This window comes from Domibacillus aminovorans (genome assembly GCF_001643235.1).
Lineage (GTDB): Bacteria > Bacillota > Bacilli > Bacillales > Domibacillaceae > Domibacillus > Domibacillus aminovorans.
The window spans coordinates 1-25,029 of record NZ_LQWY01000012.1; the positions used below are offsets into that span (position 1 = coordinate 1).

At 43.5% G+C, this 25,029-nt stretch carries 21 protein-coding genes and 1 pseudogene; 3 read left to right on the forward strand and 19 right to left on the reverse strand.

Annotated features, from left to right (window positions below; translation table 11 throughout):
- On the reverse strand, nucleotides 1-1,023 hold a 1,023-nt coding region (locus AWH49_RS05155), incomplete at its 3' end, for a spore germination protein (protein ID WP_169815975.1).
- A gap of 285 nt (nucleotides 1,024-1,308) precedes the next feature.
- Here AWH49_RS05155 and AWH49_RS05160 point away from each other — a divergent pair.
- Nucleotides 1,309-2,439 (forward strand): annotated as a pseudogene (locus tag AWH49_RS05160) (tyrosine-type recombinase/integrase).
- A gap of 122 nt (nucleotides 2,440-2,561) precedes the next feature.
- Here AWH49_RS05160 and glnA read toward each other — a convergent pair.
- From glnA to AWH49_RS05175, 3 genes are all read right to left on the reverse strand, one after another.
- The gene (gene glnA / locus AWH49_RS05165) at nucleotides 2,562-3,896 is read right to left on the reverse strand and encodes a type I glutamate--ammonia ligase (protein ID WP_063965033.1); all 1,335 of its coding nucleotides are present in this window, start codon (nucleotides 3,894-3,896) and stop codon (nucleotides 2,562-2,564) included.
- 47 nt (nucleotides 3,897-3,943) lie between these two features.
- The gene (locus tag AWH49_RS05170) at nucleotides 3,944-4,339 is read right to left on the reverse strand and encodes a MerR family transcriptional regulator (protein WP_034285445.1); all 396 of its coding nucleotides are present in this window, start codon (nucleotides 4,337-4,339) and stop codon (nucleotides 3,944-3,946) included.
- 118 nt (nucleotides 4,340-4,457) lie between these two features.
- Entirely contained in the window at nucleotides 4,458-5,729 is a 1,272-nt protein-coding gene (locus AWH49_RS05175; protein ID WP_425305696.1) for a methionine gamma-lyase family protein, read from the reverse strand.
- A 144-nt stretch (nucleotides 5,730-5,873) separates the two neighbouring features.
- On the opposite strand from AWH49_RS05175, the gene AWH49_RS05180 reads away from it, so the two are divergent.
- Nucleotides 5,874-6,476 (forward strand): trimeric intracellular cation channel family protein, encoded by a 603-nt coding sequence (locus AWH49_RS05180; RefSeq protein ID WP_063965035.1) that lies wholly within the window; start codon nucleotides 5,874-5,876, stop codon nucleotides 6,474-6,476.
- Between the two features lie 113 nt (nucleotides 6,477-6,589).
- Here the strand turns inward: AWH49_RS05180 and AWH49_RS05185 are convergent, their stop codons facing one another.
- The 6 genes from AWH49_RS05185 to glpK form a co-directional block, all read right to left on the reverse strand.
- Complete coding sequence (locus tag AWH49_RS05185; RefSeq protein ID WP_063964886.1) at nucleotides 6,590-7,222, reverse strand: TetR/AcrR family transcriptional regulator; 633 nt, start codon at nucleotides 7,220-7,222, stop codon at nucleotides 6,590-6,592.
- 37 nt (nucleotides 7,223-7,259) lie between these two features.
- The gene (locus AWH49_RS05190; RefSeq protein ID WP_082862684.1) at nucleotides 7,260-8,174 is read right to left on the reverse strand and encodes an AAA family ATPase; all 915 of its coding nucleotides are present in this window, start codon (nucleotides 8,172-8,174) and stop codon (nucleotides 7,260-7,262) included.
- 85 nt (nucleotides 8,175-8,259) lie between these two features.
- Nucleotides 8,260-8,508 (reverse strand): RNA chaperone Hfq, encoded by a 249-nt coding sequence (gene hfq / locus AWH49_RS05195; protein WP_063964887.1) that lies wholly within the window; start codon nucleotides 8,506-8,508, stop codon nucleotides 8,260-8,262.
- Nucleotides 8,509-8,550: 42 nt separating this feature from the next.
- A complete protein-coding gene (gene miaA / locus AWH49_RS05200; RefSeq protein WP_227431844.1) occupies nucleotides 8,551-9,501 on the reverse strand; it encodes a tRNA (adenosine(37)-N6)-dimethylallyltransferase MiaA in 951 nt (316 codons plus the stop codon).
- A gap of 44 nt (nucleotides 9,502-9,545) precedes the next feature.
- The gene (locus AWH49_RS05205) at nucleotides 9,546-11,171 is read right to left on the reverse strand and encodes a glycerol-3-phosphate dehydrogenase/oxidase (RefSeq protein WP_063964888.1); all 1,626 of its coding nucleotides are present in this window, start codon (nucleotides 11,169-11,171) and stop codon (nucleotides 9,546-9,548) included.
- Nucleotides 11,172-11,314: 143 nt separating this feature from the next.
- A complete protein-coding gene (gene glpK / locus AWH49_RS05210; protein ID WP_063964889.1) occupies nucleotides 11,315-12,805 on the reverse strand; it encodes a glycerol kinase GlpK in 1,491 nt (496 codons plus the stop codon).
- 127 nt (nucleotides 12,806-12,932) lie between these two features.
- Between glpK and AWH49_RS05215 the strand changes: the two genes are divergently transcribed.
- The gene (locus tag AWH49_RS05215) at nucleotides 12,933-13,694 is read left to right on the forward strand and encodes a polyphosphate kinase 2 family protein (protein WP_063964890.1); all 762 of its coding nucleotides are present in this window, start codon (nucleotides 12,933-12,935) and stop codon (nucleotides 13,692-13,694) included.
- A gap of 56 nt (nucleotides 13,695-13,750) precedes the next feature.
- Here the strand turns inward: AWH49_RS05215 and mutL are convergent, their stop codons facing one another.
- From mutL to AWH49_RS05260, 9 genes are all read right to left on the reverse strand, one after another.
- A complete protein-coding gene (mutL, locus tag AWH49_RS05220) occupies nucleotides 13,751-15,538 on the reverse strand; it encodes a DNA mismatch repair endonuclease MutL (RefSeq protein ID WP_063964891.1) in 1,788 nt (595 codons plus the stop codon).
- A gap of 83 nt (nucleotides 15,539-15,621) precedes the next feature.
- Nucleotides 15,622-18,183: a DNA mismatch repair protein MutS gene (gene mutS, locus AWH49_RS05225; protein ID WP_063964892.1), complete on the reverse strand. Its 2,562-nt coding sequence runs from the start codon at nucleotides 18,181-18,183 to the stop codon at nucleotides 15,622-15,624.
- Between the two features lie 85 nt (nucleotides 18,184-18,268).
- Nucleotides 18,269-18,766, reverse strand: a complete 498-nt coding sequence (cotE, locus tag AWH49_RS05230) for an outer spore coat protein CotE (protein WP_018392421.1) — start codon at nucleotides 18,764-18,766, stop codon at nucleotides 18,269-18,271.
- Nucleotides 18,767-18,922: 156 nt separating this feature from the next.
- Complete coding sequence (locus AWH49_RS05235; protein ID WP_018392420.1) at nucleotides 18,923-19,357, reverse strand: YlbF/YmcA family competence regulator; 435 nt, start codon at nucleotides 19,355-19,357, stop codon at nucleotides 18,923-18,925.
- 1 nt (nucleotide 19,358) lies between these two features.
- The gene (gene miaB / locus AWH49_RS05240) at nucleotides 19,359-20,897 is read right to left on the reverse strand and encodes a tRNA (N6-isopentenyl adenosine(37)-C2)-methylthiotransferase MiaB (RefSeq protein ID WP_018392419.1); all 1,539 of its coding nucleotides are present in this window, start codon (nucleotides 20,895-20,897) and stop codon (nucleotides 19,359-19,361) included.
- A 126-nt stretch (nucleotides 20,898-21,023) separates the two neighbouring features.
- Complete coding sequence (locus tag AWH49_RS05245) at nucleotides 21,024-21,890, reverse strand: 2-oxoacid:ferredoxin oxidoreductase subunit beta (RefSeq protein WP_018392418.1); 867 nt, start codon at nucleotides 21,888-21,890, stop codon at nucleotides 21,024-21,026.
- A gap of 2 nt (nucleotides 21,891-21,892) precedes the next feature.
- On the reverse strand, nucleotides 21,893-23,635 hold the full coding sequence (locus AWH49_RS05250) for a 2-oxoacid:acceptor oxidoreductase subunit alpha (protein ID WP_063964893.1): 1,743 nt from the start codon (nucleotides 23,633-23,635) through the stop codon (nucleotides 21,893-21,895).
- 230 nt (nucleotides 23,636-23,865) lie between these two features.
- A complete protein-coding gene (locus AWH49_RS05255) occupies nucleotides 23,866-24,126 on the reverse strand; it encodes a stage V sporulation protein S (RefSeq protein ID WP_018392416.1) in 261 nt (86 codons plus the stop codon).
- Nucleotides 24,127-24,193: 67 nt separating this feature from the next.
- Nucleotides 24,194-24,994, reverse strand: a complete 801-nt coding sequence (locus tag AWH49_RS05260) for a TIGR00282 family metallophosphoesterase (RefSeq protein ID WP_063964894.1) — start codon at nucleotides 24,992-24,994, stop codon at nucleotides 24,194-24,196.
- Between the last annotated feature and the right edge of the window lie 35 nt (nucleotides 24,995-25,029).

The following is a 25,029-nucleotide window of genomic DNA, read 5'->3' on the forward strand; positions in this document are numbered from 1 at the left end:
GAAAGCAAGGACGCGTAAAAAGCGGAGGCCATTGGCGATATCAAAACGCATGCTATAGTCTTCAATAGTCTGGAAAAATCCAACGAAAAGAGCGGGAACAAGAAGCACAAACGGCGTTCCGTTAATCAAAATCGCGATCCTTCCTTCCAGAAGATTGGCCGCGACCATATCAGGCCTTTCCGTGTTATCAATCGTCGGGAAGGGCGTCATGGTCTGATCTTCAATCAATTGTTCGATATAGCCGGATTCAAGGATACCGTCAATGTCAATTCTGTTTAATCGTGTACGCACTTCTTTCACGACGTCCTCTTTCGCTATGCCTTTTAGGTACATAATGGAAACGTCTGTTTTCGTCATTTGTCCGATTGTCATCGATTCCACCCATAAATCCGGGCTTTTAATAATTCGGCGAACCATGGCGATGTTTGTTTCGTTGGTTTCTGTAAATCCTTCTTTGGATCCACGGATCGAAATATGCGTCGTCGGCTCTTGAATGGCTCGTTTTTCCCCGCCCTGTGTACCAGCTGTCAGCACTTCGTCGATTCCATCAATCAGAATGAGGGTATTGCCCGCCATTAAAGTGTCGACGATTTCCTCCTGGTTACGCATCGATTGAACTTGACCGAGCGGAACGACCTCATCCGTGATCAGACCCATCAGGTCTTCAGGAGTACGTTTTTCCTGTAAATGATTGCTCTTCATGATCGACTCAATGAAGAATTCGTCCACGGCTCGACTGTCTACGAGTCCTTTCACAAAAAGAACCGCGGCGTCCGTTTTTGCCTGATAGCCGATTTTGACTTTTCGAATGACAATATCCGGGCTGTTTCCAGTGATTCGTTTGATGTCCTCCAGATTTTTGGAGAGAGAAAAGTCGATCATGACAGAAGACTTCTGTGCATAGATCTCTTCTTTTGGCTGTTGTGGATCGCTTCTGTTTTTCTTTTGTTTCTGTGCATAGATCTCTTCTTTTGGCTGTTGTGGATTGCTTCTGTTTTTCTTTTGTTTAAAGAATGAAAGCATCGTATTAACTTACCTTTCTTTCTTTTTTCATCCATTCTGTCCAGGTACTTGCCCGCTTATACATATTGGTTGTTTAAATGGAAAAGAGGAGATCACTTTGGTCTGTACGAAAACGCACATTAATTCTCACCAACCTGTCCCTTTTTGAGACAGGTTTTTTCCTTTACACCCAAAAGAACATATGTTTTTATAATTACTTGTCCCATCACCCTACTTACATTGTTCCAATGAAAACAATACACTGCTGAACTAAAGGTTGCACACGAATTGAAAGGAGATATAAACATGGCATTTTTCAGAAAACGCGGAGACTCTTGGCAATATCGGATCAGCTACGTGGATCCGATCACGAACATGTCAAAAGAGAAATCAAAAGGCGGCTTTAAGACAAAGAAGGAAGCACAGCTTGCTGCGCATGAAATAGAAAAACAACTCGGGGAAGGTTTTGAACAAACCGATATTACCTTAAAGGCTTACCTGCACGAATGGCTACATGAATTTAAAAAGGGTACGATCCGCAAAAATACATTCAACCTGCATGAAGCAAATATCCGGAATCATATCCTTCCACACTTTAAAAACGTTTTACTGATCAAGGTAAAACCGATCATGTATCAGAAATTCTTAAATGGTCTTTCAAACCAATACAGCAAACGGGCCGTTGAAATTGTACACAGCACAATGTATAACGCCATGAACAAAGCTGTTACGCTCGAAAAACTTGAAAAAAACCCCTGTGAAGGGGCCACGATTAAAGGAGAACATAAAAAGAGAGAGTTTCAATTCTTAGAAAATCAGCATATTCCTCCCTTTTTAAAAACCGCGCGGCAGTACGGATATATTTACTGGATCTTTTTCAGAGTGTTAATTGAAACGGGGATGCGTAAAGGGGAAGCCGCTGCCTTGAAATGATCCGACATCAACTTTAAAGAGCAGACAATCAGCATCAACGAAACGTTGGATTTTAAGGTAAAAACGAAAGATGAGTTATTCGGTAACACAAAAACATATCGCTCGAATCGGGTCATCACTATCAGTCAACCACTTGTTCAGGCGTTACAGCACCATATCAAGCATCAAAATCAGCATAAGCTCGTATTTGGAGAACAGTATCATCATGATTTAAATCTTGTCCTATGCCGTGATGATGGCAATTTCATGCCACAGTCAACGTTATTTAATGCGTTTGCCCGTATATTGAAACAAGCAGACCTTCCCTCTCTACCAATCCATTCTCTGCGGCATACTCATGCTGTTCTACAGCTGGAAGCCGGAGCTGATATGAAATATATTCAGGAGCGTTTAGGTCATGGTAGCATGTCGATCACAGCCGATGTATATGCGCATGTTTCTAAAAAGATGGAACAAGATCAGATGAACCGGTTTGAAGATTATACAAAGGGAATGCTTGAATAAATATTGTTTTGAAAATAAAACCGGTCAAATTCCGGTCAACGCGCTTTCCTTTCGCTAAAAGACTGGTATTTGACCGGTTCAAAAAACCCCTTAAAGCCATACGGCTCAAGGGGTTCAGCTGATTAGAATGTTGTAAGGTATTGTTCACGTTCCCAAGGGTGTACTTGTGTGCGGAACATATCCCATTCAATTTCTTTCGCTTCAATGAAATGCTCGAGGATGTGTTCGCCAAGTGCATCTTTGATCGTGCTGCTATTTTTAAGAGCTTCAAGTGCCGCAGCAAGTGTTGCTGGAAGGTCACGTACACCTTCTGCTTCGCGCTCTTCTTTATCCATTGCATAGATGTTGCGGTCTACTGCTGGCGGCGGAGTCAATTGGTTTTTGATTCCGTCAAGGCCGGCTTTCAACAGAACAGCCATAGCAAGGTATGGATTCGCTGCCGGGTCCACGCTGCGCACTTCTACGCGTGTACTCATTCCACGTGAAGCCGGGATACGGATTAATGGGCTGCGGTTTTGGCCGGACCATGCGACGTAGCAAGGTGCTTCATAACCAGGTACGAGACGCTTGTATGAGTTAACAGTTGGGTTTGTAATTGCTGTGAATGCTTCTGCATGTTTAAGTGTGCCCGCGATGAATTGGTATGCTGTTTCACTCATTTGAAGTTGACCGTCTTCTTGGAAGAATGCATTTTTGCCTTCTTTAAATAAAGACATGTTGCAGTGCATACCAGAACCGTTAACACCGAACAATGGTTTTGGCATAAACGTTGCGTGCAAACCATGTTTACGGGCAATTGTTTTAACAACCAATTTAAACGTTTGGATCTCATCACATGCCGTCACAACATCAGCATATTTAAAGTCGATTTCATGCTGACCAGGTGCTACTTCATGGTGAGATGCTTCAATTTCAAAGCCCATCTCTTCAAGCTCAAGCACGATGTCGCGGCGGCAGTTTTCACCAAGATCGGTCGGCGCAAGGTCAAAGTAACCACCGTTATCATTTAGCTCAAGTGTCGGGTCACCATTCTGATCCAATTTGAAGAGGAAGAATTCAGGCTCAGGCCCAAGGTTGAAATTTGTGAAACCAAGCTCTTCCATTTCTTTTAACACACGCTTCAAGTTTGTACGCGGGTCTCCTGCGAATGGTGTGCCATCCGGCATATAAATATCACAGATAAGACGCGCCACTTTTCCTTTTTCAGCTGTCCAAGGGAATACAACCCATGTGTCAAGATCCGGATAAAGGTTCATGTCTGATTCTTCAATGCGGACAAAACCTTCAATGGAAGATCCGTCAAACATCATTTTATTGTCGAGTGCTTTATCAAGTTGGCTCACTGGAATTTCAACGTTTTTAATTGTACCTAGAATATCCGTAAATTGAAGGCGGATAAATTTCACGTTTTCTTCTCCAGCCAATCGTTTAATGTCTTCGCGAGTATACTTGCTCATGTTCATTCACTCCTCCTCAAAAATGTAAAACCTTATATGGCAAAAGATTAGTGGAAAAACCGTCTCTCCACTTCTGAAGAGCGATTGAAACGTCCAGCATTGATTAATTCCTTCCGGAGCAGCTTCCGCAGTTCTTCGTCAGTGAACTCTTTCTTCGGTTTTGCACTACTTTCTTTTGTTTCCAATTTTTCTGCCTGTGATTCATCTTTTAGTAAAATTTTTTTAATCCCGGCCATATTAATACCTTGGTCGAGTAAGTCTTTTACTTCAAGAAGACGGTCAATATCGTTCAATGAATAAAGTCGCCGGTTTCCTTCAGAACGATCCGGGGTAATTAAATGATGCTGCTCATAATAGCGAATTTGCCTTGCAGATAAATCAGTAAGTTTCATAACGGTTCCCATTGGAAAAAGTGGCATTGTCCGGCGAATATGGCTGCTCATGTTTTCCCCTCCTCTTTATCTGATGCTTTTACTTTAATTGATGTCACTTAATTTGTCAATACAATGTTATATTTTATAACACGAAAAATTTCTCCTTAAAAAAGGAGAAATTTTTTCTTTATATCTGATTTTTTTCAATTAAATGATCGATCGCACTTATTACGGCAATTTTCACATGTGCATATGTGAGCCCTCCCTGCACATACGCTGCATACGGTGGACGCAATGGACCATCTGCGGTGAGTTCAATACTCGCTCCTTGTATAAAGGTGCCAGCTGCCATAATAACATCGTCCTCATAGCCCGGCATATACGCTGGGGATGGCGTAACGTGTGAGTTAACCGGTGAGGCATATTGAATCGCCTGACAAAACGCGATCATTTTGTCCCGATCATCAAACTGAACGGCTTGAATAAGATCAGTGCGCTCCTCTCTCCATGATGGCATTGTTTTCATACCAAATAGCTCTAACAGCGCCGAGGTGAAAATCGCCCCTTTTAAACTTTCTGCCACGACGTGCGGCGCGAGAAAGAATCCTTGATACATTTCTTGAAGACTGTAAAGACTTGCTCCTGCTTCTGCACCAATTCCCGGCGATGTCATACGATAAGAACAGCTTTCTACATATTCTTTTTTCCCCGCGATGTAGCCCCCTATTTTGGCAAGACCGCCTCCTGGGTTTTTAATTAATGAGCCTGCAATCAGATCAGCTCCTACATGAAGCGGTTCTTTTTTTTCAACAAATTCACCGTAACAATTGTCAACAAAGACGACCGCAGATGGTTTAATGTCCTTTACAAAGCGGCACATTTCACCGATTTCTTCTATCGTAAAAGAAGGTCTGACCGCGTAGCCTTTGGAACGCTGAATCGCAATCATTTTTGTTTTATCTGTAATGCTTGTACGAATTTTTTCAAAATCAGGTCGTCCGTTTTCATTGAGATCAACGTGCTTGTATGTAATACCAAATTCCCGCAACGATCCGTTTGATGGTTCTCGTATGCCAATAATATCATCGAGCGTATCGTACGGTTTTCCGGTAATGTAGAGCAGCTCGTCGCCCGGGCGTAAAATGCCGAACAGAGAGATCGTAATGGCATGTGTGCCAGAAATAATTTGCGGACGCACGAGCGCACTTTCACCGCCAAATACATCTGCATATACACGTTCAAGTGTATCGCGGCCTGAATCGTCATACCCGTATCCAGTAGACGGCGTAAAATGAAAATCGCTCACCTGGTTTTTTTGAAAGCTTTGCAAAACGCGAAATTGATTGTATTCCGCCATCTGTTCTACTTGTTCATGAACAGTCGCAATTTTCCGTTCCGCTTCCTCTGCTTTTTCACGAATAAGAGCTCCATTTTTTAGTAAATCAAATATACTAGTCATCGTTATAATCCTTCTTTCTTGTTCACTTTTTCCATCATAGCAAAATCACCGTTTTCTTAAAAGAAAAATAGCCGTTCGTCGAATGATGGATTATAATAAAGCCGAACATTTTACACGTTGAATGAAAGAAGGCTCAGAATGGATATTACATGGGATGTGTTAACAATCATTGGAACGTTTGCCTTTGCGATTTCAGGCGCAATTGTTGCAATGGAAGAAGAATACGATTTATTTGGCATATATGTATTAGGAATGATTACCGCATTTGGCGGTGGAGCGATCCGAAACTTATTAATCGATGTTCCTGTTTCAACTTTATGGGAACAAGGTGAATTTTTTACGATAGCGATATTATCGATAACAGCAATCGTTCTATTTCCACAAAACCTGCTCCGCTACTGGCCTATATGGGGCAACTTATTTGATGCGATTGGGTTGTCTGCGTTTGCTATTCAAGGCGCGTTATACGCAGTAGGCATGGGGCATCCGCTCAGTGCCGTTGTCATGGCAGCGGTGTTAACCGGAAGTGGCGGCGGACTTGTCCGCGATGTGCTTGCTCAGCGGAAACCAACTCTTTTACGAAATGAGGTGTACGGTGTGTGGGCGGCGCTTGCCGGCATGTTCATTGCACTAAACATTGTACAGTCACCCGCACAAATCTTTATTTTATTCCTATTCATAACGGTTTTACGTATTCTTTCCTATAAATATAGCTGGTATTTACCCAAACGAACAATGAAACGATAATCTTTAGCATTCGCCGAGATTCAGCAGGTGCTTTTTCTTTTGCCGACACGCAGAAAATGAGTAAGATGAATAGGTACGAAGGGCTTGGTCCACGTACAAAAACAGAGCCTAGATCACACTGGCTCTGTTTTCAATAAAAATCTGTCGCCTCTTCCTGATTTCATCGCTTCTTCTGTCAGCAAAGAATGAATCATCATATCGTTGAAGATGTGGGCGATCGTTTCAATGGACAGTTCTCCATCTTTTTTAAACCATTTATACATCCAGTTAATGATACCCATAATCGCCATTGTAGAAATTTCAGCGGGTACTTCTTGACGAAAATCACCGGTAGACTGCCCATCTCGAATGACCTGAAGAAGCAGTTTGCGGTATTCATCCCGTTTTTCATTAATTCGCTCTTCAAAATCACCTTTCAAATACGTACTCTCCTGATAGAATACCGTAATATGCGGTTTGTACAAGTCAAAAATTCTTGTAAATGATGTGATGATGGCACATAACCTCGACACAGGATCGGTTTCTTTATCGTGTGATTCCTTCGCTTTATTAAGTAAATACGAAATAAATACGTCGTGAATATGATAAAGCAGTTCATCTTTTGATTTAAAATTGTGATAAAAGCCGCCTTTTGACGTACCACATTCATCGACAATCTGATCGACGGTCACACCGTGGTAACCATGTTGTTCAAACATAATTAAGGCCGTTTCAATGATTCTTTCTTTAACGGGTTTCTTTTTCATTATCATCATCCTTTTCGACATTTTACCACATACGTCATTATTTCGACAATTCAAAATCTTCCCCTTTTAATAGTCTCAAATCCTTTTTCGAATGCATCGTCTGTTTCATTAAACGAATCGCCTGCTTTCTTGCGGCTTTCTCGATCATCGTCCGTATGTTACGGCCATTCGCAAAACGAAATCCTTGCTTTCTTTTTTCTTCAGCTATCTTTTCCATCAAAATCGGTTTCGCTGCCGAATCGATGTCGTACCATTTTTCGTGCGCGCTCTGTTCTGCTATTTGGTACAGTTCATCCACCGTGTAATCGGCAAAATGATGTGTAATGGGAAAACGAGATTGCAACCCTGGATTAAGCGTTAAAAAGTGTGCCATTTCCCTTGGATATCCCGCTAAAATTAAAATAAAGTCATTTTGATGATCTTCCATTTGCTTCACAAGCGTATCGATCGCTTCTTTGCCAAAATCCTTTTCGCCGCCACGTGCAAGTGAATAGGCTTCATCAATAAACAGCACACCGCCCAGCGCTTTTTTTACGAGATCCCGTGTTTTTTGCGCTGTGTGGCCGATGTATTCTCCGACGAGATCAGCCCGTTCCGCTTCAATAAAATGTCCTTTTTCAAGAATACGAAGCCGTTTAAACATCGAGGCGATAATGCGGGCAGCCGTCGTTTTTCCTGTGCCTGGATTGCCTGTAAAGAGCATATGAAGCATTTGCCCTTTCGCTTGAATGCCTGCTTCGATTCGCTTTTGATTTATATAAGCTGTTGCATATAATTCACGAACGAGTATTTTTAAATCGGCAAGGCCGATCAACTGTTCCATCTCTTTTTCAATATCGAGAAGTACCTCGTGGGCAGGATGACGGTACCATTCTGGTTCTGCTGCCAGCGGCGTTTTTTCTTTCGGCTGAAAGACGACATGAATGCGGCCTGGTTGATTGATCTGCTTCATGCCAACAGCCCCCTTTTCCTTCAATTGTATGCTTAGAAATAAAAAAAAGACCCGCATCTATGCGGGCCCTTCATTCACATCGTCATTATTTATCCAATTGTAAGCTGACTTCATCAAAATTTAAACTGACGCTGCGCTGAGGAGCAAATGTCGAAATGGCATGTTTGTAAACGAGCTGCTGTTTGCCATCTGTTTCAACCAGTACCGTAAAATTATCAAATCCTTTAATAAGTCCGCGGAGCTGGAATCCATTCAATAAAAAAACCGTGACCATTGTGCTATCTTTGCGCAGCTGGTTTAAAAATTGATCTTGAATGTTAATTGGCTGTTTCATGCTTCGTCCTCCTCTTTCTATCTGTATCCATTAATACTTATTCTATCTTAGATTCAGCTTTCCTGCCAGCAACGCGCAAATTTGTTGTTTTTTTTCATCGCGCAATGCTGCATCTGTCATGTCCACCCATTCAATGTTCATTTTATTGTGGAACCATGTCAACTGCCGCTTCGCATAATGGCGCGAATTTTGTTTTAATAGATTCACTGCTTCATCCAACTGCTGCTCGCCTTTTATATAGCCAAACAATTCTTTATAGCCAATCGCTTGAACAGCTGGGACGTCTTTTAATCCGAGGTCATACAACCTTTCTGCTTCCTCTAACAGTCCAGATTCCATCATCAGATCGACCCGTTTGTTAATCCGTTCATATAACATAACCCGATCCATTGTCAACCCGACGATGGCACTGTCGTATTTCTCATCCGGTTTTTTACTGCTTCGCTGCTTAGATGCCGGCCGGCCGGTCGTATGAAAAATTTCGAGTGCACGAATTGTTCGGCGTACATTGTTCGGGTGAATGGACTGGGCAGATATAGGATCAACCGCACGCAGCTTTTCATGAATGGCCTCTGCACCGATGTTGTCTGCCTCTTTTTCTAATTCTTTACGGATCGTCTCATCGTTGCCATCCTGTGCAAACTGATAATCATATAAAACAGATTGAATGTATAGCCCCGTTCCGCCGCAAATAATCGGCAATTTGCCCCGCGCATGAATATCCGCTATTTTCTCCCGCGCCAGCTGTTGAAATTCAGCAGCTGAAAATGGTTCGTCCACATTTTTTATATCAATTAAATGATGCGGCACACCATCCATTTCTTTTTTCGTCACTTTCGCCGTTCCAACATCGAGTCCTCGATAAATTTGCATCGAGTCACCACTTATAATTTCACCGTTTAACTGTTTCGCAATAAAAATACTTAAGTCCGTTTTTCCAGATGCAGTCGGTCCAATAATGACCGCCACTTTTTCTTTCGTCATATGTCTCACAGCCTTCTCCATATCAGTCTCCTTATTATAACGGATCCCTATGTTTAAGAACAGGCGGCGATTTCCGCTTCTAATTCCGCAATGTGCTTTTCTTTTTCTGCCTGTGACCAGTTAAAATGATCAGCTAAAATATCCGTGCATATTTCTTTATAGTCAAGAACTGTTTTCAAATCGAACAAAAGCGCACTAATACGACGAATGAAAAAGTCAGCCGGTGTGTATGCCATTTCTTCCTCTATCGCATACATGAGCTGCGCGTAAAGCACATTAGGCATCGGGCTATTTTCCTTCTTATGAGCAAATAATTTATCTACGTTCGAACCGTACTTATTAACGAGTGTCTTTGCCTCTTCTTTCGAGAACCCTTTCTCCATGCCAGTGGCTATTTTTTCTTGAACATACGCCTGAAACTTCGCCGAACCGCCGACGTCACCGCCTGAAATCGGCAAATGTTTCGTTTCGGACGGGCTAAATAAAATGGAGTGTTCTTCTTTAAACCATTTTGCCACGCGCTCCATAATCGTTTCTGCCATTTTCCTGTAGCCTGTCAATTTCCCGCCGGCAATCGTCAATAAACCTGTCTCTGATTCCCAAATTTCATCTTTGCGTGAAATTTCCGACGGGTCTTTTCCCTCTTCATAAATAAGCGGCCGCACGCCTGACCATGAAGATTCAATGTTCGACTCGTTCACATTAACAGATGGGAACATGAATCGGATCGCTTCAAGCAAATATGCACGGTCTTCCGCTGTCACATCCGGGCGGATTGGATCACGGTCATAAAACGTATCCGTCGTGCCGATATACGTTTTGCCATCGCGCGGAATCGCAAACACCATCCGTCTGTCTGTTGTATCGAAATAAATGGCCTGTTGAAGCGGGAACACAGACTCATCTATGACGATATGAACCCCTTTTGTGAGACGCAAATGCTTGCCATTTTCACCGCCATCTTTTTTTCGGACGGAATCTGCCCAAGGGCCTGATGCATTAATGACCTTTTTAGCTGAAATGGTAAAGCGGCTGCCATCGATTTGATCAACCGCTTCAATTCCTGCTACACGTCCGTTTTCATAATGAAACTCGGCCGCCTTCACGTAGTTCAAACAAAGAGCACCTTTTTCCATCGCTTTTTTTATCACTTCAATCGTTAATCTTGCATCGTCTGTTCGATATTCAACGTAGTAGCCGCTACCTTTTAAACCGGCTTCTTTAACGAGCGGTTCTTTTTTCATTGTTTCAGAGACCGAAAGCATGGAACGACGTTCAGACCGCTTGACGCCGGCTAATAAGTCATATACATGCAGTGCAGCGGACGTTGTATATTTCCCGAATGTGCCTCCTTCGTGCAGCGGCAAAAGCATCCACTCCGGTGTTGTCACGTGCGGTCCATTTTCATACACAATCGCCCGTTCTTTCCCGATTTCTGCAACCATTTTTACTTCAAACTGTTTTAAATAGCGAAGCCCGCCGTGCACAAGCTTTGTTGAGCGGCTAGACGTACCCGCTGCAAAGTCCTGCATATCAATAAGCGCTGTCTTCATCCCGCGCATCACTGCATCGAGTGCAATCCCAGCACCCGTAATGCCGCCGCCGATAATGAGTACATCAAACGGTTCGATTTTCATCATGTTTATTTTTTCTGCACGGTTTTTATTGGAAAAGTTCATCTTCTCATCCCCTCGTCTTATTATGTACCCTAAAAAGACAATAAAAAGACCTGAATAGCCGAAACAGTCATCGCTGTTTCGCTTTCCAGACCTCTTCAATTCTCCGGACATTGTATGAACGTATGTGTAATGGATCAGTACCATTATTGAAAAGCAATAGCTGCTTTCACTGCTTTTTTCCATCCGCTGTACAATTCATTACGAACGGCTTCTTCTATGCTTGGTTCAAATGTACGCTCCACCTGCCAATTACGGGCAATTTCTGTACGGTCACTCCAGAAACCAACCGCTAGACCGGCTAAATAGGCTGCGCCGAGTGCAGTCGTTTCATTAATTTTCGTCCGTTCAACAGGCACATTGAGCAGATCACTCTGGAATTGCATTAAAAAGGCATTCATAACCGCACCACCATCAACACGGAGCGTTTTTAATGAAATGCCGGAATCGGCTTCCATCACTTCCAGTACATCTTTCGTTTGATAGGCAAGAGATTCAAGCACCGCACGAATGAAATGTTCTTTTTCTGTACCGCGTGTCAAACCGAATACCGCACCGCGCACGTCACTTTCCCAATATGGGGTGCCAAGTCCGACAAATGCCGGTACGACATAGACACCATCCGTTGACGATACCCGTTCTGCATATTGCTCGCTGTCACTCGCGTTTTTTAACATGCGAAGCCCATCTCGAAGCCACTGAATCGCAGAACCCGAGACGAAAATACTGCCTTCAAGTGCATACTCGACTTTTCCATCAATGCCCCATGCGATCGTTGTCAATAAGCCATGTTCAGACTTAATCGCTTCCTCACCGGTGTTCATGAGCATGAAACAACCCGTTCCGTATGTGTTTTTCGCCATTCCTTTTTCAAAACATGCTTGTCCGAACAAAGCGGCCTGCTGATCACCCGCGGCTCCTGCAACCGGAATTTTTTGACCGAAAAAATGAATCGGCGCGGTCGTTCCATATATAGATGATGACGGACGCACGTCCGGCAATAATGCTTCTGGTATATTCAATATATGAAGCAATTCCTGATCCCATTCAAGTGTGTGAATGTTGAACAGTAATGTACGCGCTGCGTTCGAATAATCGGTGACGTGCGCCGCGCCGTCCGTTAATTTCCAAATGAGCCACGTATCCATTGTCCCAAACAGTAATTTTCCTTGTTCAGCCAGCGCACGGGCTCCTTCCACTTGATCAAGAATCCATTTTACTTTCGTTCCAGAAAAATATGGATCGATAAGAAGACCTGTTTTATCACGAAATGTCTGTTCATACCCCTTTTGTTTTAACTCGGCGCAAATGTCCGCTGTCTGACGCGACTGCCAGACAACCGCATGATAAATCGGCCGGCCCGTTTCTTTATCCCAGATTACCGCTGTTTCACGCTGATTCGTAATGCCAATCGCTTCGATCTGACTGGCCCGGATCTCTTTTTCAGTTAACACCGTTGCTATACAGGATAAAACAGACCCCCAAATCTCATTCGCATCGTGCTCAACCCAGCCTGGGTGCGGAAAATATTGTGTAAATTCTTTTTGTACGGAATGAACGATTTCGCCTTTTTTATTAAATAAAATCGCCCGTGAACTTGTCGTTCCCTGGTCAATGGATAAAATATACTTTTCCATGCGAAAATCCCTCCTTGTTAAAACAACTGTTTATCCTACACGCTATTGGAAGCGGTGTCAAATATTTTTTGTTTGTTCAAAGAGCCTTTTTTTCGGGTATGATAAAAAAAGGAGGCGATGCATACATATGGAAGTGAAGTTAAATAAATTAAAACAGGACAAGCACATCGACGCGAAAAAAGAGTATCAAGCAGAACTTGAAAAATACCAGCGCCGCTTGCTCAGTTTGCAGCAGCTATTATTCCGTGAAAAAATCAGCTTAATCGTCATTATGGAAGGGATGGATGCAGCCGGAAAAGGCGGTGCGATCAGACGAATGACCGCAGAACTCGATCCGCGCGGCATAGCTGTTCATCCGATATCCGCACCGGCACCGCATGAAAGGCGCTATCATTACATGCAGCGATTCTGGCGGAAAATTCCACAGTACGGACAATTGACGATTTTTGACCGGTCATGGTATGGGCGCGTTTTGGTCGAGCGCATTGAAGGATTTGCGGAGAAGGAAGAATGGAAGCGCGCGTATGATGAAATAAACGGTTTCGAGAAATTAATAACGGATGACCGGTACATTATGATGAAATTCTGGCTGCAAATTTCAAAAGATGAGCAGCTGAAACGATTTGAAGAACGGCAAAATAATCCGCTTAAGCGATGGAAGATTACCGATGAAGATTGGCGCAACCGAAATAAATGGGATTCGTATATAGAAGCAGCGGAAGAAATGCTGCGTCGAACCCATCACGACTATGCACCATGGCACGTTATTGAAGGAAATGATAAGAAATATGCACGCGTCGCGATTTTGCGAAAAACAGTTGAGCATATTGAAAAATATTTAACAAAAAAAGGGATTCCCTTACCAGAGTACGCATTGTTTAATGCTTAATGAAAAAGGGCTTGATCTACTGTACGAGATCACGCCCTTTTTCTGCTCCTCCCTTTTTACATAATGCGTTTAAACATTTTTTCAATATCATAAGTTGACAAATGGATCATAATCGGACGGCCATGTGGACACGTGAATGGATCTTCGCTTTCACGCAAATCATTTAATAGCTGCTCAATTTCATCATTTCGCAAATGACGGTTCGCTTTAATCGAGCCTTTGCAGCTCATTAAAATAGCCGCTTCCTCACGAATTTTTTTCACATCCGGCTTTTTCATCTGAAGCACTTCTTCAATCATTTCTTCAATCACATCGCGCTCTTCTCCTGTTGGAAACCAGGACGGATGCGCTTTAACAATGTACGACTTATCACCGAACGGTTCTAGAAAGACACCGACTTCTTCAAGGAATACACGGTTTTCTTCAATTTTCAAATACTCATCTGCAGAAAAATCAAATGTTATTGGAATGAGTAATTCTTGCAGTTCGTTTTCAATCTGCCCCACTTTTTCACGAAAATATTCATATTTTATCCGTTCTTGAGCAGCGTGCTGATCGATCATGTACAACCCATTTTCATTTTGCGCGAAAATGTAGGTGCCATGCATTTGACCGATTGGATAAAGCGGCGGCATCCGTTCTTTTGAAGGTTCTTCCCGATCATGGATCGTGACGGTTTCAATCACTGGTATCGTTTCTTTCACCGGTTGATTATAAAATTCGGGCCTATAAAGCTTTTCCACTTCTTTTTTTGGCGGCATAGCAGGCTTTTTCGGCCTCGGTGCCTCAAATTGAAAGGCTCGCTGCTCGGTGAAATCTTTGCGTTTTTTTAACGTCGGCAGAGCATCTGGAATGAGCGTTTCTTTTCGCAGCGCGTCTTTAATGGCTGTTGATAAAAGCGCGCATAGCTCCTGCTCTTTGCTGAAACGGACTTCAAGTTTGGATGGATGTACGTTGACATCGACAAGCAGCGGGTCCATTTTCATATTGACGAGCACGATTGGATAGCGGCCGATCGGCAAAAACGTGTGATATCCTTCTAAAATAGCATTCGATACTTTGAAATTTTTGATAAGCCGCCCATTGACCATCATCGACATGTAATTGCGGGAAGCTCTCGTCACCTCCGGCAATGAAAGAAATCCGGACAATTCAAAGTCGAGTGATCTAGCGTTAATTGGTATCATATTTTTGGCAATATTGATGCCGTAAATCGCAGCGATGACTTGCTTCGCATCACCATTTCCATTCGTTTTCAGCAGTTCACGGCCATTATGGCGAAGACGAAATGATACGTCCGGCCGGCTGAGCGCGATCCGGTTGACAACGTCTGTAATGTTTCCAAGTTCGGTATGCACACTTTTCATATATTTCAAACGTGCCGGTGTGTTGAAAAATAAATTGGACACAATTATTTCTGTTCCTTTCCGTGCGGGTCCTGGTTTTTTAGATTGAACGACCCCTCCGGAAAGAATAATTTCCGTGCCGGCATTTTCACCCGTTGAAGTTGTCATCGTTAAATCTGAGACAGATGCAATGCTCGGCAATGCTTCGCCGCGAAAGCCGAGTGTACGAATACGGAATAGATCATCTTCATCTTTAATTTTACTCGTCGCATGACGGTAAAAAGCACGTTCAACGTCGTCGTTTTCCATTCCCGCTCCATTATCTGAAACCCGGATCGAAGTGAGGCCCGCTTCTTCTACATCAATTTCAATGACTGTACTTTCGGCATCAAGCGCATTTTCCGTTAATTCTTTCACGACCGATGCTGGACGCTCGACAACTTCACCAGCGGCAATTTTATTCGACAGCGATTCATTGAGCTGAATGATGATGCCCATTTTATCACCTCATTTTATGACTTCATTTTGTGTAGCGATTGATTCAGTTTGCGGAGTATTTACTCAGTTTACGGCCACTTTACTCAGTTTGCTGACTTTTTTGCTGATTTTTGCAAGGCATATAATGTATTCATCGCTTCCATCGGTGTCATTTCCATAATGTCATAGCTTAGTAGCTTCGAAACGATTGTTTTATCTTCTTTTAGTGTAGGCTTTGATACTAGTTCTTCTTTAAAAAAAGATAACTGTCCTTCGTTAATTATTTCAGGCTTGTTTTCTTTACTTTCGAACGAGTGCAGCAGCTCATCCGCACGTGTGATGACCGTATCTGGAAGACCGGCTAATTGCGCGACATGAATGCCGTAACTTTTATCCGCAGCCCCGTCTTTTACTTTGTGCAAAAAAACGACTTTCCCCTCTTGTTCAGCGGCGGTGACATGCACATTTTGCACATGCTCGAGTGACTGATCAAGCACAGTTAATTCGTGATAATGTGTTGAAAATAACGTTTTCGCCTGAATGTTTGTATGAATGTATTCGATCATCGCCTGTGCAAGTGCCATCCCATCATAGGTTGACGTACCACGGCCAATTTCATCAAATAAAATGAGTGATCGGTCTGTCGCATTCACAATCGCATGTTTCGCTTCCAACATTTCCACCATAAACGTACTTTGTCCTGAAACTAAATCGTCTGCCGCTCCGATCCGGGTAAATATTTGATCAAATACAGGCAATATGGCTTTATCAGCCGGTACGTAACAGCCAATTTGCGCCAAAATCACAATGATTGCCACTTGCCGCATGTACGTACTTTTCCCAGACATATTTGGACCGGTGATGAGCAGCATATCGCGTTTCGGTCCCATAAAGCAATGATTGGGTACGAAAAGCTGGGCGTCCATCACTTTTTCCACGACCGGATGGCGGCCTTCTTCGATAATCATCGTCCGGTCTGTTGAAAAAACAGGACGCACGAACCGGCGCGATTCACTAATAGCGGCAAAACATTGGAGCACGTCAATTTCACTGACCGTCCGAGCCAAGTTTTGCAATCGTGGAATAAACTCTTTCACCTTTTCACGCAACTGTGTAAAGAGTTCATATTCGAGTTCCATCATTTTATCATTCGCTTCTAAAATAAGCGTCTCTTTTTCTTTTAATTCTGGCGTCACAAACCGCTCACAGTTCGCCAACGTTTGTTTCCGCTCATAGCGGCCTTCTTCAAGCAAGCCAAGATTCGCTTTCGTCACTTCAATGTAATAGCCAAAAATGCGGTTATAGCCAATTTTCAACGACCTAATTCCCGTTTTTTCCCGTTCTTCTTTTTCCAGTTCCGCGATCCATTGTTTGCCATTACGCGCGGCATCACGGTATTCATCAAGCTGCGGATGAAATCCGTCTGCAATCATGCCGCCTTCTTTCACAGAAATCGGAGGCTCGGCAATGATCGCACTTTCGAGCAGATCAAAAAGCTCGGTACATGGATCAAGCTTGTCCGCTAATTGCTGTACGGCATCCCTATTAATTTTTTTCAATAAGTCGGTTAAACGCGGAATTTGGCCGAGTGATTTTTTCAGCTGAACAAGATCGCGTGCATTCACATTGCCAAACGCTACACGCCCTGCAAGACGCTCAAGATCATACACTTCTTTTAGCTGTTCGCGCAGTTCTTCACGCTCGAAAAAAGAGGCTATAAACGTTTCAACTATGCCGAGACGGCGGTTAATGTCTTTTTCGTTCAAAAGAGGACGATCGATCCACTGCTTAAGCAGCCGTCCCCCCATCGCTGTTTTCGTTTCATCAAGCAGCCATAAAAGCGACCCTTTTTTCCCTTTTGAACGAATCGTTTCGGTCAGCTCAAGATTACGCTTGGAATAATAATCGATATTCATATGATCGCGGATTTCGTACTGTTCTGCCGGCTGCAAATGATCGAGATTTCGCTTTTGCGTCCGATGGAGATAATGATAAAGACGGACGGACGCTTTTCGAGTTAAGGAATGCGTTAATTTTGTTAAAAGCGCGTCAAATTCAAACTCATCTGTATTCTCTTCAATCGAAATAACCGCTCCAAAACGGTCATTGATTTTCTTCAGGTCTTCCGCATTCCATGCGCTATTCATAATGATTTCTTTTACACCATAGGCAGCGAGCTCGTGCAGTGCGCTGTCAAATGAATGAAAAACAGCCGTACGGCATTCGCCGGTTGTTAAGTCGGCGGCCGCAACAGCATAGTCATTGCCTGACTGCTCAAATGAAGCAAGATAGTGGTTTTCTTTCTCTTGAATCCCTGCGCCCTCCATCATTGTGCCAGGTGTTATGACTTGTACGACTTCTCGTTTAATCACACCTTTCGCCTGTTTCGGATCCTCTTGTTGTTCGCAAATCGCGACTTTATGTCCTGCTGCAATGAGTCGTTCTATGTATCCCTTCGCCGAATGATAGGGCACGCCGCACATCGGAATCCGGTCCTGACTGCCGCCTTCACGTGACGTTAAAGTAATTTCAAGTATTTGACTTGCTTTTTGCGCATCATCAAAAAACATTTCATAAAAATCGCCCATGCGAAAAAATAAAAAGGCATCTTCATAGTCTGCCTTCACACGCAAATATTGTTGAATCATTGGAGTATAGTGTGCCATGTTTAATCCCTCTCTGTTGGTCTTCTTCTGTTAGTATAGCACATAGAAAAAAAGCGGGAAAACAGTCTGTTCCCCGCAGCGCATTTTAGTGATGATGCTCCTCAGCCGTTTCCCGCTCGCAGTCCCACTCGTCTTCAAACTCATGGACAGACACCGTTATTTTTGTGTCACCGGTTACTTCCACCGTCAACTCCCGTTCGGCCTGCACATTAATTTTCGTGCCACAATCGCTAATAACCGCTTCCTGGCAGTTTGGCTGCTGAATGACTTTCACCCAGACGTCGTCATCTCCATTGCAGTCATCATCACGATATGAAAGCTTAATCACATCTTTATAGTCCACTTTTTCCGTTACGACAGCTGTTTTCGTATGGTTGTGATAAGAGTACCAGACGTTGATCTCGTACGTGCCAAACACCTCTGTTTTGTGACCGTTTTTCTTGGCCTTGTACTCATGGTTAATGATCCAGCAACCGAGAATGCCGGACGGCTTATTAGGCGGCAAAACAGCATGATGCGTCTGCGTGTACTTCCGGCCTTTGGCGACGACGGACTTCGTGATAATTTCGCGATATTGACTCAAGATGTGCGTCCCTCCCTTTGTTAGTCTCTGTATTGTATGCAGCATGTGTAAGTGTGGTGCCCATGAAAATTATTCGCACAGTATTCCGTTTCTGTTCGCCATTTTTTCCGCGCAAAAAAATCCCGCCACGATGACCGCAGCGGGATATGCAGCTCTTTAGCAGCTGCCTGGTGTGCTATTTTGAACTTGTGCGCCGGTTTCGCCTCTAAGCAAATCGCCGCCCGTTTCTTCAAGAATATTGTCCGTTACTTTGTTTGAAATCGCCGTTGCAACCATTTGTAAAATTTCATTTACATCCGTTTGAGATTGCTTGAACTGCTGGACAATGGGCATTTCATCCAGTTCTGTTTCAATTTTTTCGATTTTTTCTTCAACCATTTTTAAAGCCGATTCTTTGCCGTAATGCTGGAAGTTTACCGCTTGTTTTTGTAAGCTTTTTAAGCTCGCCATTTTTTCACGCAGCTTTTGATTTTCATGAATTTTCGCTTCTGCCTGCTTAAAAAATTCCACTTCTTCCGTTGCTGAAATCATGTCTGCAATTTCTGTTGCTTTTGCAATAATGTCATCTTTTGTGTAGATTGCTTTTTCCATATTAGTTCACCCCGGCCATTTTTTGAATTTCTACTGCTTCTCCATCAAGCGACCACGTTTTTGCTTCCGTAATTTTCACCGGAATAATTTTCCCAATCGCTGACTTTGGTGCTTTTACATTGACGAGCTTGCTTTTCGACGTGTAGCCCGCTAAAACATCCGGGTTCTTTTTGCTTTCGCCTTCGATTAATACATCAACAACTTGCCCTTCGTATTTCTTCATTGATTCACCGGCAAGCTCATTAACAAGTGCATTTAAACGTTGAAGACGTGCTTTTTTCACTTCCATCGGTACATTGTCAACCATCTTTGCCGCCGGTGTTCCTTCACGCGGTGAGTAAATGTATGTGTATGCAAGTTCGAAGCCGACTTCACGGTAAAGCGACATCGTTTCTTCAAATTGCTCATCCGTTTCATTTGGATAGCCTACGATAATATCCGTTGTCAGCGTCACATTCGGGATCGCTGCTTTAATTTTACGTACGAGTTCCAGATAGCCCTCACGTGTGTATTTACGTGCCATAATTTTTAACACGTCCGTTGAACCTGATTGTACAGGCAAATGAATGTGATCCATTAAATTGCCGCCTTTGGCCAGCACTTCGATTAACTGGTCATCAAAATCACGCGGATGGCTCGTCATAAAGCGGACGCGCGGAATACCGATATGACGAATTTCATCCATTAATTCTCCGAGACCATACTTCATATCGTCAAGATCTTTTCCGTACGCATTGACGTTTTGACCAAGCAATGTCACTTCTTGATACCCTTGTGCAGCTAGATGGCGCACTTCCCGAATGATTTCATCCGGACGGCGGCTTCGCTCTTTCCCGCGCGTATATGGGACGATGCAGTACGTGCAAAACTTATCGCAGCCGTACATAATGTTCACCCACGCTTTAATGTTGCCGCGGCGCACTTTCGGTAAGTTTTCAATCACGTCGCCTTCTTTTGACCACACTTCGACGACCATTTCCTTCGATAAATACGCTTCATTTAAAATTTCTGGTAAACGGTGAATGTTATGCGTACCGAAAATCATATCGACGTGATGATACGATTTCAAAATTTTATTGACGACGGATTCTTCCTGTGACATGCAGCCGCAGACGCCGAGTAATAGATTTGGATTATCTCGTTTTAGCTGCTTTAAAAAACCGAGTTCTCCAAATACTTTATTTTCTGCGTTTTCGCGAATAGCGCACGTATTCAATAAGATAACGTCTGCTTCTTCTGGCGTATGGACAGCCTTATAACCGAGCGCCATGAAAATGCCCGCCATCACTTCTGTATCGTGTTCATTCATTTGGCATCCGTACGTACGAATGTAAAAGTTTCGTTCTCTGCCCATTCCTTGAAACCGTTCATCAATTTTAAAGTCATGGTGATACGTGACTTCTTCTTTTCCACGCTTTTTCGCCTCTTTCAACGAAGGTGGTGTATAAACGGTTTCAAAATACTTGCTGTAATCCTTGTCGGATTTTTTGTCCGATGGATTAATCGCTTGTTGCCCGTCTTTTCGCTGTTCTTCGTTCATCGTAAATCCCCTTTCCGATCTTGCTAAACTATCGTGCACATTCCTTTAGTATATAACGTAGAAACAATGGGCTCAAGCAAACAGACGAAAAAGACGCAGAGATTTGAATTCTCTGCGTCAAGAAAATTACATAAACTCTTTCAAAAGCTCATTAAATGCGGCTTCATCCATTTTCAAATCGGCATGCGCGAGTGGCTCTTCCGAATAGCCATTGACGAGCTGCTGATAAGAAGGGCGTTCTTTATTTTGATAAATGATGCCTGTCACTAAGTCGTCGTGCTGCATCAATGTATTGATTGCACCTTCACGGCTCGATGGATCATAGCCTTCGATGTCTGCAAGCTTCGTTAAGTTTTCTTTAAACCAGTCATACGTGTTCACTTTGTTATAGGTCACACAGGGGCTGAAGACGTTAATCAAGGAGAAACCTTTATGATTAAGGCCTGCCTCGATGATGGCTGTTAAGTCTTTCAAGTCCGTCGAAAAGCTTTGTGCGACAAATGTTGCACCTGTTGTGACGGCTAACTGCATAGGAGAGAGCGTCTGTTCGATGGAACCTTGCGGAGTGGATTTTGTTTTGAATCCAGCTGCTGAACGCGGAGACGTCTGACCTTTCGTTAATCCGTAAATTTGGTTGTCCATAACGATATACGTCAAGTCGATGTTACGGCGCATTGCATGAATCGTGTGACCCATACCGATGGCAAAGCCGTCACCATCCCCCCCTGAGGCAATAACCGTTAAGTCTTTGTTTGCCATTTTAACGCCCTGCGCAATCGGAAGCGCGCGGCCGTGAATGCCGTGAAGTCCGTATGAGTTAATGTAGCCAGAAATACGGCCAGAACAGCCAATGCCAGAAATAACAGCTAAGTTTTCCGGTGTTAAGCCAACATTCGCTGCAGCACGCTGAATCGCTGCCTGCACCGAGAAGTCACCACAGCCTGGGCACCAGTTTGGTTTTACGTTATTACGGAATTCTTTAAATGTTGCCATGATTAGATCAACTCCTTGCTGCTATCAACAATATGATGCGGCTGGAATGGATTGCCGTCATATTTCAAAACACTTTTAATTTTTTGCGGGTAGCCGACATTCATTTTAATGATGCTTGCCAGTTGGCCCGTTGCGTTGTTTTCCACGACGGCGACATGTTTCGCTGATTCGATTAATGGTAACATTTCATCCGTTGGGAATGGATGAATAAGCCGGACACGCGCATGGTTTACTTTCACTCCATCAGCCTCTAAACGCACCATCGCTTCTTCAATCGCACCGCCTGTTGAGTTAAAACCGATTAACAGAAGATCTGCTTCTTCGTGTTTCACATTTTTTTCGATCGGATTTGGGAACGTCGTATGCAAGTTATTCAACTTGCGCATACGCTTGTCCATTTGCGCTTTCCGGTTCGCCGGTGATTCAGACGGTTTACCTGTTTCATCATGCTCAACGCCGGTTACGTGATGGATGCCGTTTTCGACACCTGGAATGACACGCGGCGACACACCATCTTCTGTTACTTCATATCGTTTAAAGTACGCCTTATTTTCCACTTCTGGCAGCCCTTCTGTGACAAGTTTACCACGGCGAATGTCAATTTTGTTGTAATCAAGCTTGTCCACTGTATGTTTACCTAGAGATAGCTGCAAGTCAGATAATATAATAACTGGCACTTGATATTCTTCAGCAATATTAAAGGCTTCAATTGTATCATAGAACCCTTCTTCTGCTGTACCCGGCGCGATCACGACTTTTGGAATTTCACCGTGTGTGCCGTAAACCATCGCCATTAAATCGGATTGTTCCTGTTTTGTCGGAAGACCGGTCGATGGTCCGCCACGTTGTGTATCAATCACAACAAGTGGTGTTTCCGTCATGCCAGATAAGCCAATGGCTTCCATCATGAGGGATAGACCGGGACCTGCAGACGCTGTAAATGAGCGGATCCCACCGTAGTTCGCGCCGATCGCCATTGTAGCTGCCGCAATTTCATCTTCCGTTTGAATGACAGTACCACCGACTTTCGGCAGTTTTTTGATTAAGTATTCCATAATTTCTGAAGCCGGTGTAATCGGGTATGCTGGCATGAGGCGGACACCTGCTGCAAGCGCACCGAGTGCAATCGCGTCGTTGCCGATCATAAACATACGCTTATTTCCGTCCGCTGCCGGCAGTTCAAGTACGCTTGACTGTCCATCCATTTTTTCTTTCATATAGTTATAGCCCTGTTGAATGGCCTCCATATTTTTTTGAACAACCTTTTCCCCTTTACGGCCGAAGATTTCTTCAACAACGTCGAGAAATACCGATACATCGAGGTTGATGATCGCACACGTTGCACCGACCGCGACCATGTTTTTCATGAGAGACGTGCCAAGTTCTGTCGCGATTTCTGTAAATGGAACCGCGTAAAACGCCGCTTTTGTATTAGCCGGTTTCACTGGTTTAAATTTTGTATCGGCCATGATAATCCCATCTTGATGAAGTTCTTGATAATTGACATCGATTGTTTCTTGGTCAAATGCAACAAGAATATCAAGGTCATCCGCTATCGCACTTACTTTCGTTATACCGACGCGAATTTTGTTATTTGTATGTCCGCCTTTAATACGGGATGAGAAATGACGGTATCCGTACAGATAGTAGCCGAGGCGGTTCAGGGCCGTGGAGAAAATTTCCCCGGTGCTTTCAATCCCTTCTCCTTGTTGTCCTCCTACTTTCCATGAAAGTTGTTCTAACATTGTTTGTTACACTCCTTTAATCGTGCCAAATCAATTGATTTACTTCCTTTAGTCTATCATTTTTTTAAGTAAATCACTATCCGAATCTCTTATGTTAAAAATACCAAATCACTTATGTTAATACTCATTAAACAAATCAGATTTATACAATATTGGTAGTGTACTCTTTTTATTTTAAAAATGCAAAAGATTTTGCCACAAAAAAAATTCCGGTCGATTGACCGAAATTTTTAGCGAGATTGAATAATTAATTTCATCGCTGTCCTCGCTTCACCAGCAATCATTATACTTGTAAATGCAGGGATACAGATTAAATCAATGCCGCCCGGTGCAACAAATCCACGGGCAATCGCAACAGCTTTAACCGCCTGATTGAGCGCACCCGCACCGACAGCTTGAATTTCCGCGTTTCCTCTTTCACGCATGACGCCAGCAAGCGCACCGGCGACTGAATTCGGATTTGATTTTGATGATACTTTCAAGACATCCATTCGTTTATCCCCTTTCAAAAACCTCGATTCGTCTTTCATATATATTCAAATGAGGCGGGGCTATGAATTAATAATCGCTGAATGGATGGTCTTCATTAATTAAAATACGTCGGATCGATTTGGCAAGACCTGTTTTCCGGTCGGCTTGGACGATGCAGCCTGACAACTGCGTGCGGCCTTCTTTCGGTACTTCAAAGCGAGCTGGGAGTGCATTTTGGAACTTTTTGATGATGGCTTCTTTCTCCATCCCAAGAATGCCGTCATAAGGGCCTGTCATGCCGGCATCTGTTAAATAGGCTGTACCCCCTGGCAACACTCGGTTATCTGCTGTCTGTATGTGTGTATGCGTTCCAACGACCGCTGTCACCCGCCCATCTAAAAACCAACCCATCGCCTGTTTCTCACTCGTCGTTTCCGCGTGAAAATCGACGAAAATAAACGGTGTTCGCTTCCTCGCTTCCTCAACGAGTTCATCTGCCTTTTTAAACGGGCAGTCGAGATCATTCATAAAGACACGCCCCTGGAGGTTGATCACAGCCACTTCAAATTCACCTGCCGGTACATAAGCAATCCCCTTTCCAGGTACTCCTTCTGGAAAGTTAGCCGGACGGACGAGCCATTTTGCCCCGTCAATAAATTCAAAAATATCACGATTGTCCCACGCATGGTTACCGAGCGTGATAACATTGGCCCCGTCATTCATAAATGTTTTATAAATTTTTTCAGTAATGCCACGGCCGCCTGCTGCATTTTCACCGTTTATAATCGTCATCGATGGCCGGTATTTTTGTTTTAATTTTGGCAAATACTCACTTACCATGTCCCGGCCAGGTGAACCGACAATATCGCCAATAAATAATAGTTCCATAATCGCTACCTTCTTTCTCGTTTTTTAACAAAAAG

Excerpts from the sequence above, each read along its gene's own strand:
- glnA (WP_063965033.1), bottom strand. The coding sequence starts at position 3,896 with ATGAGCAAGTATACTCGCGAAGACATTAAACGATTGGCTGGAGAAGAA.
- AWH49_RS05170 (WP_034285445.1), bottom strand. The coding sequence starts at position 4,339 with ATGAGCAGCCATATTCGCCGGACAATGCCACTTTTTCCAATGGGAACC.
- AWH49_RS05175 (WP_425305696.1), bottom strand. The coding sequence starts at position 5,729 with ATGACTAGTATATTTGATTTACTAAAAAATGGAGCTCTTATTCGTGAA.
- AWH49_RS05185 (WP_063964886.1), bottom strand. The coding sequence starts at position 7,222 with ATGAAAAAGAAACCCGTTAAAGAAAGAATCATTGAAACGGCCTTAATT.
- AWH49_RS05190 (WP_082862684.1), bottom strand. The coding sequence starts at position 8,174 with ATGAAGCAGATCAATCAACCAGGCCGCATTCATGTCGTCTTTCAGCCG.
- hfq (WP_063964887.1), bottom strand. The coding sequence starts at position 8,508 with ATGAAACAGCCAATTAACATTCAAGATCAATTTTTAAACCAGCTGCGC.
- AWH49_RS05205 (WP_063964888.1), bottom strand. The coding sequence starts at position 11,171 with ATGAACTTTTCCAATAAAAACCGTGCAGAAAAAATAAACATGATGAAA.
- glpK (WP_063964889.1), bottom strand. The coding sequence starts at position 12,805 with ATGGAAAAGTATATTTTATCCATTGACCAGGGAACGACAAGTTCACGG.
- AWH49_RS05215 (WP_063964890.1), top strand. The coding sequence starts at position 12,933 with ATGGAAGTGAAGTTAAATAAATTAAAACAGGACAAGCACATCGACGCG.
- mutL (WP_063964891.1), bottom strand. The coding sequence starts at position 15,538 with ATGGGCATCATCATTCAGCTCAATGAATCGCTGTCGAATAAAATTGCC.
- mutS (WP_063964892.1), bottom strand. The coding sequence starts at position 18,183 with ATGGCACACTATACTCCAATGATTCAACAATATTTGCGTGTGAAGGCA.
- AWH49_RS05235 (WP_018392420.1), bottom strand. The coding sequence starts at position 19,357 with ATGGAAAAAGCAATCTACACAAAAGATGACATTATTGCAAAAGCAACA.
- miaB (WP_018392419.1), bottom strand. The coding sequence starts at position 20,897 with ATGAACGAAGAACAGCGAAAAGACGGGCAACAAGCGATTAATCCATCG.
- AWH49_RS05245 (WP_018392418.1), bottom strand. The coding sequence starts at position 21,890 with ATGGCAACATTTAAAGAATTCCGTAATAACGTAAAACCAAACTGGTGC.
- AWH49_RS05250 (WP_063964893.1), bottom strand. The coding sequence starts at position 23,635 with ATGTTAGAACAACTTTCATGGAAAGTAGGAGGACAACAAGGAGAAGGG.
- AWH49_RS05255 (WP_018392416.1), bottom strand. The coding sequence starts at position 24,126 with ATGGATGTCTTGAAAGTATCATCAAAATCAAATCCGAATTCAGTCGCC.
- AWH49_RS05260 (WP_063964894.1), bottom strand. The coding sequence starts at position 24,994 with ATGGAACTATTATTTATTGGCGATATTGTCGGTTCACCTGGCCGGGAC.